This window comes from Leptolyngbya sp. FACHB-1624 (assembly GCF_047649235.1).
GTDB classification, from domain to species: domain Bacteria; phylum Cyanobacteriota; class Cyanobacteriia; order Leptolyngbyales; family Leptolyngbyaceae; genus Leptolyngbya; species Leptolyngbya boryana.
In genome coordinates this window covers 5,845,407-5,858,521 of sequence record NZ_CP180258.1, presented here as the reverse complement: position 1 = coordinate 5,858,521, position 13,115 = coordinate 5,845,407, and the positions used below count along the sequence as shown (strand labels likewise).

The 13,115-nt window shown below is 46.6% G+C and carries 13 protein-coding genes; 4 read left to right on the top strand and 9 right to left on the bottom strand.

Features of this window, described 5'->3' with window-relative positions:
* Window positions 1-77: 77 nt before the first annotated feature.
* From ACMUEV_RS27950 to ACMUEV_RS27940, 3 genes are read right to left on the bottom strand one after another with little or no spacing between them, the layout of a single operon-like run.
* The gene (locus tag ACMUEV_RS27950) at window positions 78-452 is read right to left on the bottom strand and encodes an ExbD/TolR family protein (protein WP_190651564.1); all 375 of its coding nucleotides are present in this window, start codon (window positions 450-452) and stop codon (window positions 78-80) included.
* Between the two features lie 22 nt (window positions 453-474).
* Window positions 475-1,128 (bottom strand): MotA/TolQ/ExbB proton channel family protein, encoded by a 654-nt coding sequence (locus ACMUEV_RS27945; protein ID WP_190651563.1) that lies wholly within the window; start codon window positions 1,126-1,128, stop codon window positions 475-477.
* Window positions 1,128-2,180, bottom strand: a complete 1,053-nt coding sequence (locus ACMUEV_RS27940) for a Fe(3+) ABC transporter substrate-binding protein (RefSeq protein WP_190651561.1) — start codon at window positions 2,178-2,180, stop codon at window positions 1,128-1,130. Before ACMUEV_RS27940 ends, ACMUEV_RS27945 begins: the two co-directional genes overlap by 1 nt.
* Before the next feature lie 286 nt (window positions 2,181-2,466).
* Between ACMUEV_RS27940 and ACMUEV_RS27935 the strand changes: the two genes are divergently transcribed.
* A complete protein-coding gene (locus ACMUEV_RS27935; RefSeq protein ID WP_190651559.1) occupies window positions 2,467-3,150 on the top strand; it encodes a hypothetical protein in 684 nt (227 codons plus the stop codon).
* A gap of 59 nt (window positions 3,151-3,209) precedes the next feature.
* Here the strand turns inward: ACMUEV_RS27935 and ACMUEV_RS27930 are convergent, their stop codons facing one another.
* The 3 genes from ACMUEV_RS27930 to ACMUEV_RS27920 all read right to left on the bottom strand — a co-directional run bounded on the left by ACMUEV_RS27930 (window position 3,210) and on the right by ACMUEV_RS27920 (window position 6,673).
* Complete coding sequence (locus ACMUEV_RS27930) at window positions 3,210-4,487, bottom strand: glycosyltransferase family 4 protein (protein ID WP_190651557.1); 1,278 nt, start codon at window positions 4,485-4,487, stop codon at window positions 3,210-3,212.
* A gap of 335 nt (window positions 4,488-4,822) precedes the next feature.
* Window positions 4,823-5,704: an NAD(P)-dependent oxidoreductase gene (locus ACMUEV_RS27925; RefSeq protein WP_190651555.1), complete on the bottom strand. Its 882-nt coding sequence runs from the start codon at window positions 5,702-5,704 to the stop codon at window positions 4,823-4,825.
* 39 nt (window positions 5,705-5,743) lie between these two features.
* Entirely contained in the window at window positions 5,744-6,673 is a 930-nt protein-coding gene (locus ACMUEV_RS27920) for an Hpt domain-containing protein (protein ID WP_190651553.1), read from the bottom strand.
* A 314-nt stretch (window positions 6,674-6,987) separates the two neighbouring features.
* On the opposite strand from ACMUEV_RS27920, the gene ACMUEV_RS27915 reads away from it, so the two are divergent.
* Complete coding sequence (locus ACMUEV_RS27915; protein ID WP_190651551.1) at window positions 6,988-8,022, top strand: type IV pilin-like G/H family protein; 1,035 nt, start codon at window positions 6,988-6,990, stop codon at window positions 8,020-8,022.
* 27 nt (window positions 8,023-8,049) lie between these two features.
* Here the strand turns inward: ACMUEV_RS27915 and ACMUEV_RS27910 are convergent, their stop codons facing one another.
* The gene (locus ACMUEV_RS27910) at window positions 8,050-8,574 is read right to left on the bottom strand and encodes a DUF456 domain-containing protein (protein WP_017285901.1); all 525 of its coding nucleotides are present in this window, start codon (window positions 8,572-8,574) and stop codon (window positions 8,050-8,052) included.
* A gap of 67 nt (window positions 8,575-8,641) precedes the next feature.
* Window positions 8,642-9,067 (bottom strand): hypothetical protein, encoded by a 426-nt coding sequence (locus ACMUEV_RS27905; RefSeq protein ID WP_017285902.1) that lies wholly within the window; start codon window positions 9,065-9,067, stop codon window positions 8,642-8,644.
* 130 nt (window positions 9,068-9,197) lie between these two features.
* Here ACMUEV_RS27905 and ACMUEV_RS27900 point away from each other — a divergent pair, with 130 nt between their 5' ends.
* Entirely contained in the window at window positions 9,198-9,782 is a 585-nt protein-coding gene (locus ACMUEV_RS27900; protein WP_017285903.1) for a hypothetical protein, read from the top strand.
* Here ACMUEV_RS27900 and ACMUEV_RS27895 read toward each other — a convergent pair.
* Complete coding sequence (locus tag ACMUEV_RS27895; protein ID WP_242044443.1) at window positions 9,760-10,884, bottom strand: extracellular solute-binding protein; 1,125 nt, start codon at window positions 10,882-10,884, stop codon at window positions 9,760-9,762. The two genes, ACMUEV_RS27900 and ACMUEV_RS27895, sit on opposite strands and share 23 nt — an antisense overlap.
* A gap of 77 nt (window positions 10,885-10,961) precedes the next feature.
* Here ACMUEV_RS27895 and ACMUEV_RS27890 point away from each other — a divergent pair, with 77 nt between their 5' ends.
* On the top strand, window positions 10,962-12,845 hold the full coding sequence (locus ACMUEV_RS27890) for a DNA/RNA helicase domain-containing protein (protein WP_190651549.1): 1,884 nt from the start codon (window positions 10,962-10,964) through the stop codon (window positions 12,843-12,845).
* The last annotated feature ends 270 nt before the right edge of the window (window positions 12,846-13,115 follow it).

Below are 13,115 nucleotides of genomic sequence, written 5' to 3'. Positions count from 1 at the left end.
CTTGTTGCAAAAAACCACATCCTATTCTAGAAGGCAATGGCAGTTTGCTCCGGAGTTGATCGATCGATTTTGCAAAACTATTCGATCGCTAAAGACACGCGATCGCCACCCACTTCTTTCAACGTTGCCAAAACCTGAATAACCTGTTGGTAAGGCAATCTTTGATCAGCCTTCAAAACAACCGAGCCTTTCGGATTCTGCGCGAGATAGTTCTGAATCTCTTGTGCTAGCTGCTCACGAGTTGCAGGGCTGCCTTCCAACAAAATTTGCTGCTGTTGATTCAGCCCCACAATCATCGGTTCAATCGGTCGTTCTCGATTGACCCCAGACTGAGCAGTTGGCAATGCCACATCAACCGACTGAAAGTTGGTCAACGTCATCGACACAATAATGAAAAATGTCAGGATGGTCATAATCACATCCATCATCGGCACGAGATTGATCTCAGGCATAGATGTTCCACGTTGCCTTGCTTTAGATCTCATGGCGCAAATGACCTCTGTTGTACCAGACCTGTCGGTAGATCAGTTCTAACTCACTGCCAATCTCAGCAAAATAGTCCATCTGCTTCGCTTGCAAAGTCACACACACCCGAAAAATTGACAAAGCCACGATCGCAACAATCATTCCCGCTGCGGTTGTAATCAATGCCTCGGCAATCCCCAATGCAGCTTTAGAAGTATCCACCGCACTCTCAGATCCACCAATTCTCAAATTAAAAAATGTGACAATTAGCCCCGTCACTGTTCCCAAGAGTCCCAACAACGGAGCCATGGCGATCACCGTTTCGAGCAGCTTATCGCCCTTATGCATTTTGACAAATTCGCGATCGCTGGCAGCTTCTAATGCCAGTCGAAAGGTTTCCGGCTCAGGACGATCCAGCTTCAATGCCGCATATAAAAATCGCGCGATCGCGATTTCCGAAGCAGATTCGGCAATCGATCGCGCTTGATTCAAATCAGATTCAGCCGCCGCCAAAATTTGATGTGCCAAGCGATCCTCACCCCTCAACACATGCCACCAAAACCATGCCCGTTCTAAGGCACAAGCAATCGTGAGCACAGATAGACCTGTCATCGGAATCATCACAGGTCCACCTTTTGCCGCTAAATCAAGTAGCGTTGACATTACTTCCAGCCAGCCCGATCCATAATTTGCAGCGCCTTCGCATTGTTGCGCCCAAAGATTTCAGCATTCAGCTTATCATCCTTGAACGTTCCATAGCTCTGCAAGACAGAATCAACCGGAACGCCTGCAACCGCAGGATATTCATTGTTGCTTGCAGCAAAAATTTGCTGTGCTTCTTTGCTGGCTAGAAACTCCAAAAATTGAATTGCCGCTGCCTTGTTCGGAGCAGTCTTCAGGACGCCTCCGCCACTAATATTGATGTGAGTTCCGCTCCCATCTTTACCCTGATTCGGGAAAAACACGCCGATCTTGGAAGCAATCTCTTTCTCTTCAGGCTTATTTGATTTTGCTAAGCGAGGTAAATAGTAAGTATTCACTAACGTCAAATCACCTTGGCCTGCGGCGATCGCTTTAATTTGAGCCGTATCATTTCCTTCTGGCGATCGCGCAAAGTTTGCAACTAATCCCTTGACCCATTCCTCAGCTTTCTGCTCGCCATGCTTTTCGAGCAGTGCACCCGTGAGGGATTGATTGTAAACGTGACTCGACGATCGTACAATCAACCGTCCTTTCCACTTCGGATCAGCTAAATTTTCATAAGTGCTCAGTTCAGAAGGCTTAACACGGTCTTTGTTATACATGATCACCCGCGCCCGCTTGGTGAACCCGAACCATAGGTTGTTGGGCGATCGCAGATTTTCAGGAATGGCAGACTTTAAGACCGCAGAGTCAACAGGTTGGAACAATCCCGCGTCTTGAGCACGCCACAGTCTGCCTGCATCAACGGTGATCAAAACATCTGCCGGACTGTTTGCACCTTCACTTTTGATCCGCTCAATCAGTTTGTCTGCATCTGCTTCGACCAGATTCACTTTGATGCCCGTTTTCTTGGTGAATGCTTCGTAGATCGCATTATCTGTATCGTAGTGACGTGCAGAATAAAGATTCACCACTCCCGCTGATGTGCCTGCTTGCATTTTGACAAGCTGATGAACCGCGATCGCTGCCACTGCTGCGCCTGAAGCCAAGAAAATCCGCCGTTTAATCGCCATAACACTCCATCTATGTTCTTAAAAGTCCGATAGCACTTCTTGCTGAGCTTGTCGTCATTATTGAGACTTTTTTCTAGTAAGTAATTTAAGAGAGTTCCAAATCTTTGTCAAGTGAATCCGCATTGAGAATCCCTAAGTCGATCTAGAATTTATATTTTGCAAGGGTTCTGCGCAATATCACTGGCAAAACTTCTTCAGACTATTGACAATTTATTTAGTTACTGCTTTATGATCAGACAGGAATAATTTGCAAATTGAGTATTGTCTCTGCTCCTGTGTCGCGATCATGATCTTCAAACTGCCCCATCTCCAGCTTTGGCACATGCTCCCGATCGCAATTGGGCTGCACGGATTCCTTTTCGCAATACCAATTCCATCGACTGACTCAGACATTGAGCCACCGAAGTCTGAGAACTCAGTGAATGTGATGAACTTACCAAAGCCGTCGCCTTCTCCATCCGCGATCACTTCTCCAACTCCAAAACCTTCCCCTAAAGTCCAACCCTCTAAGACCGTTCAACCTTCGCCGACTGCAACTCCCACACTTCAGCGAGCAGTTCAACCTCAACCGCAAGTCAGCCCATCTCCACAGCCTTCGATCAGCCCGTCCCCGACGGTCAGCCCATCTCCTACCGTAAGTCCTTCACCAACCATTAGCCCATCTCCTACAGATGTCCTGCAAATTACTGGAGCGACTCCAGGCTGCCAAGGTCGAATCGGATGTTGGCAAATTGCAGAATCAAATGGTCGAACTGTCGCTGGAACACTTGAGCAACAGCTTGAAAAGCAAGGCTTTGTTTTGACAAGACAAGAACTAGAACCAGACACAGGCTTTCGGGTCTATCTCGTTGCAAAAGATGGCACGCAGTCCTACTATTTGCACATGATCTGGAGCGATCGCGGAACGGCTTATATCCGTGATGATAACTTACTGTCTTATGATCAAATCACAGCAATAGCGCAATTATAAAAAATGCCTTCACTTTAGCAATGAGGGCATCAAACTATTGGAAATACGTAGCCTAAAAGCTAGCTGCTCGACTTATTGACACTGAACATATAGGCAGGTTTTACGGCAGGCGTTCTCACAACTTTCTCAAACAACGCCTCATATTGATTCAAAGCTTGCTCAAAGGAGTAACGTTCGATCGCATATTGTCTTCCCTGCTTCCCTAGCTTGCTCGTCAGTTCAGGATTGTTGTACAACTCCAAAATCTGATCTGCAAGTGCTTCAGGATTTTCTGGCTCGACAACTACGCCACCGCAACTTTTCTTGATTGCTTTTGCCGCACTGCCAGTACTCGGAACAGAGGCAATGACTGCTCGCCCACTCGCGAGTAATACCTGAGTTTTTGATGGCATGTTAAACGACACTACATTGCGTTTCTGCACAATCAAGCCTACATCAGCCGCAGCAAGCATTTCTGGCAATTTTTCACGCGGTTGAAATGGCAACAGTCTTACATTGTCTGCACCGTGGGCTTCACAATGCTGTCTGAGGTTTTCGATCGCTTTTGGCTCTCCAACAATTGCAAAAGCAATATCACGCTGATGCTTCAATCGTGCCGCAGCCTCAATCACTGTTTCCAGCCCTTGGGTCAGGGCAATATTACCGGCATAAAGCACAACAAATTTTCCATCTAGCCCGTTCTCTAGCCGAAAAGCATTATTTTCTTTTGATAGCGGGCGAATGAAGCTCGTATCGACCCAGTTTGGAATACAAGTGAGCTTACTGGACGGCACACCTTTACCTTCTAAATTCTCAACAAACCCATCTGCAATCACACTGATGGTATGAGCCGTGCGGTAAGCAAACTTTTCCAGCGCTTCAAACACGCGAATCATGGTTCTATTCTTGAGCAGTCCTACATGAACGGCAGCTTCTGGTAAGATATCCTGAACATTCAGCACGATCGGACAGTTGTGGAACCAGCTTAGGAGTGCTGCAGGCACACAGACAGGCAAGGGCGGAACCGTTAGGAGAATGACATCGGGTCGCCAGCCTTTCAGAGCTTGTAGGAAACTCGTGACAACAAAACTACTATCTAGTAAAACACGATCTATTAGACTCGGCTTTGGTTTTACCCACATATAGCTTCGCTGAATGATCACTCCATTACGTTTCTCAGTCATGTAGAGCTTGTCCCGATAACCCTCATAAATCTGACGTTGGGGATAGTTCGGCATTCCAGTGATGACTCTAACTTGATGTCCCCGGCGGACTAAACCTTCCGCGAGTTCTGTCATTAATGGTGCAATTCCAATCGGCTCTGGGTAGTAGTTGTAGGAATAGATCAAAACACGCATAATTTTGGTGAACCCAAACGGCAATGGTCACGATGTGCATAAAACTCAGTCGAACTCAACCTGCTGGAGACTGAAGATGCGCTAGGGGGTCACATATCACCGGCAAGAAACTGTCCTGTGAGTTTCTAGACTTGAAATCGAAGATAAATTTAGGGACGCTAACTCTAGGTTGCCCACAAATGATGACTCGTTACATCGCTTTATAGAAATGCCGAGAATCTAGCGTTGAGATATAAATTTCAGTGAAAAGTCAGGAATGAACCTTTTACGGGGGCGGTCTATATTAAATTTCAACGCTGCGTGCCAATTTCCGGAGAGTGCTGAAAATTATACTTTCAATGAATTTTTGATTCTTCAGGAACAATTACCGAAAACAATGCAGAGTAGTCGAGGTCAGCTAGATTGAGGTCGATTGCAGTTTGTAAAATCTGCTGCACTCCTTCAATAGAAGCCGTATCTAAATTTGACGACTTTGCAGTTTCAACAAACAAGTTCATGTCTTTCTGCAAATGCTTCGTTGGAAAGTTTGGATGTTCAAAATCTCGATCGATCATCCGCTGTAATTTTTTGTCAAATGTCGGCGCATACAAGGCACTCTGCCGCACAATCTTCATAAACGCTTCAACATCAACGTTTTGTCGTAAGACAAGCCCAAGGCTTGCAGCAAATGCACTCGTTAACGAACCAATCAATTGATTCAGTGCCAATTTGACTGTTGCAGCTGAACCGACAGACCCGATCAGAACTGGATTTTCGCCCAAGGTTTGCAGCAAAGGTTTCCATTGTTCAAATTGTTCTGGCTCTGCGCCGACCATGACAATGAGTTTTCCCGATTTTGCTTCAGGAATACTTCCTAGAACTGGAGCTTCTAAATAAGCTCCACCTGCTGCCATCACTTCGCGGCAAATCTCGCGACTTTCATCTGGCGAAATCGTACTCATTTGGATGATAGTTCGATTGCTTAAATCAGCTTGATGTAAAACATCTCGAATGGCTTGGGCATCGGTTAACATCAGCACGATACAATCAGAAGCCGCGATCGCTTCTGCAGGAGTGTGTGCGATCGCGATGCTGCCCTTTGGGTTTACGACTTCAGAGAGCTTTTCTAATTTTGTAGCGGTGCGATTGTAAGCAGTCACGGAATAACCTGCACCGATTAGACGTTGCGCCATTGGTAATCCCATCAACCCGATGCCCAGAAAGCTAACCTTCACCATGAGCGCGACTCCAGACTGTGCCTTTCACAGTCTAATGGACTATTGAATCGCTTTCATCAGGAACTCAGCAATTTCGATCAGTTCCGACTTGTTAAACACGTCAAGCAGAGTCCGAGCTGCTGCTCTCGGTTCGAGTGGAATCGTAACCTGCTGCTTCACGGCTGGAGATGGGGCAGCTTTTGCCGAAGCAGGCTGTGCAGATGCTGGATTGAGCAGTTTTTGCAGATTAGCCGTAATGCTGATTTGCTCGGCTTGACCTAAGAGTAAAAGATCACTCGCTTGTTTGAGGTCTTTAATGACGATGGGGGCAAGAGATGCGTAGGTATTTTTGGGATTTGCGATCGCCCGCTGAGCGGTTTGCAGTAATGTCACCCAGGGTTTTGTGGTACTGCTGACTTGAATCAGACGATTGCAGAGTGCGACGAGCTGCTGGCGACCTTTTTGAGAATCACCTTGTTTGAAAAGCTGCAACATGCCCTTGAGAATCGTTGTAATCTGAGTCGCAGCATTGTGAGGCAGCATATTGCCTTTCGAGGGAGAAGCTTTTCCGGTTTTGAGCGCTTCGAGATAAGCCTGCAATTCTCGGAAAGTTGGTTCTGAAGCAGCAACGGCTTGCTGAGCATCTTCTTCACGTAAGCCAAATGGGCTTTGTAAAGCTTCGATTAATTCTTTGAGGGTGTCAAACCCCTTGAAAAAGAGATCTTCGAGACGTTGGTCAATTTTGACCGGATGTTCTTTGAGAATTTTGAAACAATCTTCAAAGTGGTGCGCAGTTCTCTGAATGCTGTCAAAGCCGAGCATTGCTGCCCCACCTTTAACGGAGTGAGCGGCACGAAACAGTTCATTGACCCGCTCTGAATCCGCCATCGTAGCAGCGAGATCGACCAAGCCTTGTTCGATCGTGTCGAGATGTTCTTTTGCTTCTTCGATGAAATAACCGAGAATTTGCTGCTGTTTAACCGATTGCACCGCCCTGCTCCTGAAAGTGACAGATTCCAGTTCGGGAGATTCTCCCTTTACCTTTTCAGTGTTCCCAGGGACGGTAAGAATTCACGTCAAAAATAGGCTAAATTGCTTTTAAGACAATTCTTTGCCGCAATTTTACAAGATGCAAGTTTAATGAAATTATTTCTTCACAATTCCAATTCAGATTTTTTCAAAATCGGTCAGTTCTTATCCTGAAGCATCTACGATTTCAGTGGATAACGCTATGGATTACGGTAAAGTAAAGGCAATTCGTTCGCGGCTCGTTGAGATCTGAAGCTTGAGATTAGTTTGTGTCTATGGAACAGTCGAACCTTTTAGAGCTTGCAAAACAAGGTGAGCCAAGTGCGATCGCAGCGTTGATGAATGCAGTATTGTCTCCCAAAGGCATCACAGCGCGAGCGGGCATTGAGGATGACTGTTTGTGCATTTCTTTAGAGTCTCAAAAGCCGCTGAATCAGGAAACGCTCGTAGCGTTCATTCAGAAGGGATTGATTGAGTTAGGCAATGACTCAATTCGATCAGTACGGGCACAAGGAAAAAGAGCCGGAGATGAGGCATTTGCTTGGACACGTGAGTTTTCTCTGCGATCAACGGAATCAGCTTCGCGAATTGCAACCTTAACGCCACCGATTGAGGGCGAGCTTCCTGAAATGGAATCCGCAGTTGCGATCGATGACAAAATTGAGGAATCAGCTTCGCGAATTGCAACCTTAACGCCACCGATTAAGGACGAGCTTCCTGAAATGGAATCCGCAGTTGCGATCGATGAGGAAGAAATTGAGGAAGAAGAAGAAACGCTTTCATTTCGAGGTTGGGTGAAGAAGCGGTGGCGAGTCTATGCACTTCCGGTCGCGTTGGTTGTCATCGGTGGATTTGTCGTGGGTGGAACGACGGCGTTCTGGTCTACCTCGAAGCAACAGGGTTCCAAGTCGGTTGAGGCGGTCATGAAACCGCAAAGTGATTCACCTGAGGCGAAGCAGCAAGAGGCAGAAACCTATCTGAAGGCGATGACAACTGCCCAGGAAAATTTTTACACGCAGAATAATCGCTTTGCGCGTAGCTTAGAAGAATTAGAGCGATCGACGAATGTGATTTCTCAAAGCTATAGTTATGCTTATCGCCTGCGAGTCGGAACAGATTCCGTGATGACTGCGATTCCTCGGGAAGCAAATTTACAGAGTTACATCAGTGTGGTCAGCCTGAGTCCATCGGGAACGACTCGTGTAATTTGCCAATCTCTAAAGCCATCGGTGCAAGCTCCAGAAAAGCCGAAAACAGCAAAAGGCTCTAAGGCTTTAGAGTGTGGAGCGCGATCACAGAAATTGCCTTAAATTGCAAGACTGGCGAGCGTGGTTTGTCTAACCTCCCATCACGGTCGGGAACGTTGTGAAAATGAAGACGGTCACTGCAATAACTGCAAGAACGCCCTGGATGAGATTGCCAACGATCGAACCTACGACAATTCCCAAGCCAGCTTTGACCGCGATCATTAAATCTTTTCGGTAGAGATATTCACCAACGATCGCACCCACCAGAGGACCAAAGAAAATTCCGATGATGGGTCCGAGTGGTCCTCCGATTGGCAAAGTCGGCAAAAAGCCTAAAAATCCGAGCACAAATCCCACGAACGCACCAATCTGTCCCCAATTACTTGCCCCTGCCTTTTTAGCACCCCAGTAGGTTGCGAGAAAATCAATGCCTAAGCTCATCAGAAAGACGAGCACACCCACTGCTAACGCGATCGTAATATCTGAAAATCCTTTAACTGCACCCCAAATGACGATCGCTGCCAAAATGAGACTTGTTCCTGGAATGCCCGGAACGATCGCGCCCACAATGCCAACGAGCATGGCAACGACTAAAACCCAATACAGAGCAACCATCACGAGCGTCCTTTGAGTAAGTAAAAGCCTTTGAGACTACGGTAGCGTATTCAAGCGACAAATTGAATCATCGCCAATAGGGTTTTCCCTTCCAAAACACCCCTAAAATTATACAAATTACGGCATTCATCCCTAGAACCGGAGTCAATAGCTGCGGAAAAATCGAGTCTGGCAAAAACGATCGCAGCCACAGCCACAGTGCCAAACACGGCACTAATGCCCAGAGAACCGAGTTCGTAATTAAAATTCTCCGGCGGAACCAGCGTTCCATGATAGCAACTGCTAATGCTCCAATTCCAACTGCTGCTGCTAATTCGAGCAAAAATCCAAGCGGTGACTGTAGAACTCGTGCAGCAATGGGTCGTAGAGCAGGAGTACTTGCTGCCTGAAAAAACGCCCAATCTAATAAAACTGTAAATCCGATCGTGACAAGTGCAACTTGCAGCAATTCTATCCAAGGAAGATATTTCAACGGGCGGAGCGGATCAAACATAGAATATTGAGGGTTTTAATTTTTAAACAGATAGACTACAACAGATTGAGAGGCACTTTTGCTCAGAGTTCAACGTCGATTAGCCAGCTAGATTGGAACATTTCGTTCAGCTCAATTCGCTCAACTCAATATGACACAGCAACACGTTTTCTCAACTGGCTTACACTACTTCATTCGCATCAGTTTGATGCTAGGTCTAGGGAGTCAAAGTGTTGTCGCAAAACCTGCGCTTGAACCTTCGACCACTCCATTTAATCCGAAGATGATCCAGCAGGGGATGTGTAGCTCTAATATCGCTGGAATTACAGATACAAATATTCAGCAGACAGAATTGACAGAGCCGAGTCTATGGTGGATTCGGGATCAGCTTGCGGCTCAAAATAAATACGGCGATCGCTTAGTCAATGGGTGGCTTGCCTGTCCTGGCATCGAAGAACCCAACCGAGTCGATGTAGTTGTGAATGCTCAGCTTTGGAGTTCGCTGGATTTCTTCGATCGCTATGAGTTCATCCAAAAATTTGGCACAGCGACAACAGGCTATGGCTATAATCTGCGAGTGTTTGATCCGCAAGGCAGCATAGTCGCAGCCTATACCTGTAACTTCAATTCAGAGATTGCGGCAAAAGATGCAGATGAAAGACTTGCTTGTGCTTCTTTTGATAATTTAGCGAGTACGAACTTCTGGTCGCCGACTAAGCCGACGCTCGGATTTTAGCCCAGAGAGAACGGTATTGTTCAATCGTAGCGTCGGGAATGGGTTCTAGAAATTCACTACGAGCAAGGACTTCTGGCTGCGGAACCAGCAGCGGATTTTGCCGAAGTTTTTCTGGAAAAGTATTGGCATCCAATGTGGAAAGCATTGGGGATGCAGCTTGACTGATCAGGGAAAGTTGGGGCGCGATATCGGGCTGCCAACAGAAGTTAATCCAATCTGCAATCGGCGCTTTTGAACTAACCGGAGCAGGACGAACCCACAAGTCAGTAAATAAAGCAGAACCAGACTTGGGGAAAATCGCAGTGATCGTCGGATTACGGTTTACTGCTTGTAGAAAATCAGTAGACCAAGTGACTGCAACCCAGACATCATCCAGGATCAGGGATTGCAAAGCCGTACTAGAACTGTAGGCTCTGGCTTGTCGGTTTAACGCGACTAACTCCGGTTCTAAATTTGGAATTTTATTGAGATCAGCGGTGTTGTAGGATTGACCAAGCTTTTTCAGTGTGAGTCCGATCGTTTCTCTCGGCTGATCGAGTAAGGCAATTCGACCCCGTAAATCTTCGCGCCACAGATCTGCCCAATCTTGAGGCGGCTGGAGATTACGATCGCGGAAAATATCCGTTCGGTAAGCAATGACCGTTGCACCCCACCGATAGGGCGCACCCCAAACTTGATTGTCGCGAGTGACAATCTTTTTCCAGCGATCGGGCAGTTGTGCCCAAAGCTGCCAAGCTTTCGGGTCAAGCGGTTGAATGAGGTTTTGGCGAATCGCAGTGGAAAGCCAGTAATCGCCCATTGTGATCAAGTCTGGAATTGGCTCAGAAGACTGACTGATGAAGGGTAAACCGGGTGATGATGTTTGATTGCGACTTGGCTTCTGTTTCCAAGCCTGCAAGTCATTAAACAGGTCTTGCAGCTGATTGGCAGGCTTGAAATCGAGCTTGATATCTTGCTTGAGTTGTCTGCGAAACTCGTTTGGAAGCTGGCTTGGAATGGAATTTTTCAGCAATCTCACTCGAAATGCTGAGGGGTCAGAACTGCATCCGCTCAGCGTGGTTCCTAATGCTGCCATTCCTAGTATGAAACTGCGTCGATCCATTTTCCTAACCCTTCCATCACAGCAATCTTAGACTTTATTTGCCAAGATTGCTGGGAATTCTTTCCGTCGCAATCGAGATGCCGCGTTCCCGATTTTTTGCAACAGTAGGGAAAGTTGCGATCGCAAAAACGATGTCGAATTACGGTTGGATGGGGTCACTTGATGAATTTCTCACCTGTTCTCAAGCAGATTGGCTTGAAACACTCAAAACGAATTATCAAAGGCTCTATCATCAAAATTCAGCCGGAACCCAACAACAGGCTTGGCAAGACTGTGGAGAAATTTTGCGATCGCAATTGTCTGCTCTGACTCGCAAATCCTGGACATTGATTTTTGAATACGAACTGCCGGGTGAAGGCGGTCGTCGTCCTGATTTAGTGATGCTCGGTTTAGGACACATTGTCGTCTTTGAATTCAAACAAAATACTTCAGCCTCCAATGCAGATTGCGATCAAGTTGCTGCCTATGCGCGAGACTTATCCGAATATCATCAAGCATCGGCACAACATCCAGTCAGCGCAGTTCTAATTCCCACTCGCTCCGTCAAAGAGAATGCAGCCCGTAACGCAGTTCAAATTCTCAAGCCCACTCAAATTTCAACCTATTTGGAATCCTTACCTGCAAAGCAACCGGAAATCGATCCGACAAGTTGGGTGAATTCAGATTATGCACCCTTGCCTACGGTGATCGAAGCAGCGCGGCGAATTTTTCAGCAAGAGCCATTGCCAAATATCAGACGTGCCCAAAGTGCGGGCATTCCAGAGATACTTGAATTTCTCGATCGCTTAGTGCAGCAAGCCTCAGAGAAAAAAGAACGCCATCTTGTTCTGATCACAGGCGTTCCAGGTTCAGGGAAAACGCTCGTCGGCTTACAGTTCGTCTACCAAACCGATCACAATGCCCTTTTTCTATCTGGAAACCGCCCACTGATTAACGTTCTGCAATATGCCCTCAAAAGCAAAGCCTTGGTTCGAGAAATTCGGAATTTTTACATCCAGCACGAAGCTCGTCGCCAAGCTGCCCCTAGAGAGCAAATCATTGTTTTCGATGAAGCTCAAAGGGCTTGGGATAGCGATCGCATGTCCAAAAAATATGGCATTCAAAGTGCTGCTCCTGGTACAGTTCTACGGATCTGTGAACGCACCCCAGATTGGTGTGTACTGGTTGGTTTAATTGGCGAAGGGCAAACGATCCATGTCGGAGAAGAAGGCGGAATCGAGCAATGGAATCAGGGATTACAAAGCTCGATCGAGTCTTGGCAAGTTCACTGTTCACCAGAACACGCAAAATTCTTTGATCAGCCCACTCATACCAATTCCTTGCTGAATCTGACCACGTCTTTGCGATCGCATCTTGCACAATATGTTCAAACCTGGGTTTCTCATGTTTTAGCCGGTGAGATTGAACAAGCTAGGGCTATCATGCCCTTGATGATTGCAGAAGGATTTGACTGTTACCTGACTCGTGATTTGGAAGTTGCGAAAATTTATTGTCGCGATCGCTACCAGGGTCAACCTGACAAACGCTACGGACTAGTTGCCTCGTCTCGTGCCAAAAATCTCACTCAATATGGCATCCGAAACGACTATCTCTCGACTCAAAGACTCAATGTTAGCGCATGGTATGTCGAACCACCTGATACGGAAACCTCTTGCTGCACGTTTGATCGAGTCGTCACTGAGTTCAGTTGCCAAGGGTTAGAATTAGATTTTCCAATTTTGGGTTGGGGAGACGATTTGATTTGGCAAAACGAGGATTGGAAAACAACAAATCGCCAAAAAAATGTGCAGAATCCCCGACAATTACGCCTCAATAGCTATCGAGTTTTACTTACCCGGGGACGCGACGGATTCATTGTATTTATTCCGCCTGAGAGCAAGATGGACAGTACTTTTGACGCTTTAGAATCAGCCGGATTACAGAGGCTAGATTCGATCCGGATGACCAAACCCGAGTTGTGAAAAAGGTAATGTCATCAATCACACATCATTTTAGCCCCCGTTGAAACGTGATCTGGGTCAAAACACGGAATGATCTCAATCACTTTATATCCCTTTTATCGTCACTATACTGACTCCAACTTGATGACACGGGAAAGTTTTCCTGTGTAAATTCCGAATTGCACCCGCGATCGCGTGTAGTCCCTATCAAGAACTGAGGAGATTGCAGACTGCAATTTTCAAAAACCTGCTCGAATCCAATGTCATCGGTAGTTTCTACGTTTCCTGGAA

Bases quoted from the DNA above. Each gene is read 5' to 3' on its own strand.
- ACMUEV_RS27890 (WP_190651549.1), top strand. From the start codon at position 10,962: ATGCCGCGTTCCCGATTTTTTGCAACAGTAGGGAAAGTTGCGATCGCA.
- ACMUEV_RS27950 (WP_190651564.1), bottom strand. From the start codon at position 452: ATGCCTGAGATCAATCTCGTGCCGATGATGGATGTGATTATGACCATC.
- ACMUEV_RS27895 (WP_242044443.1), bottom strand. From the start codon at position 10,884: ATGGATCGACGCAGTTTCATACTAGGAATGGCAGCATTAGGAACCACG.
- ACMUEV_RS27915 (WP_190651551.1), top strand. From the start codon at position 6,988: ATGGAACAGTCGAACCTTTTAGAGCTTGCAAAACAAGGTGAGCCAAGT.
- ACMUEV_RS27945 (WP_190651563.1), bottom strand. From the start codon at position 1,128: ATGTCAACGCTACTTGATTTAGCGGCAAAAGGTGGACCTGTGATGATT.
- ACMUEV_RS27910 (WP_017285901.1), bottom strand. From the start codon at position 8,574: ATGGTTGCTCTGTATTGGGTTTTAGTCGTTGCCATGCTCGTTGGCATT.
- ACMUEV_RS27925 (WP_190651555.1), bottom strand. From the start codon at position 5,704: ATGGTGAAGGTTAGCTTTCTGGGCATCGGGTTGATGGGATTACCAATG.
- ACMUEV_RS27900 (WP_017285903.1), top strand. From the start codon at position 9,198: ATGACACAGCAACACGTTTTCTCAACTGGCTTACACTACTTCATTCGC.
- ACMUEV_RS27930 (WP_190651557.1), bottom strand. From the start codon at position 4,487: ATGCGTGTTTTGATCTATTCCTACAACTACTACCCAGAGCCGATTGGA.
- ACMUEV_RS27905 (WP_017285902.1), bottom strand. From the start codon at position 9,067: ATGTTTGATCCGCTCCGCCCGTTGAAATATCTTCCTTGGATAGAATTG.
- ACMUEV_RS27935 (WP_190651559.1), top strand. From the start codon at position 2,467: ATGATCTTCAAACTGCCCCATCTCCAGCTTTGGCACATGCTCCCGATC.
- ACMUEV_RS27940 (WP_190651561.1), bottom strand. From the start codon at position 2,180: ATGGCGATTAAACGGCGGATTTTCTTGGCTTCAGGCGCAGCAGTGGCA.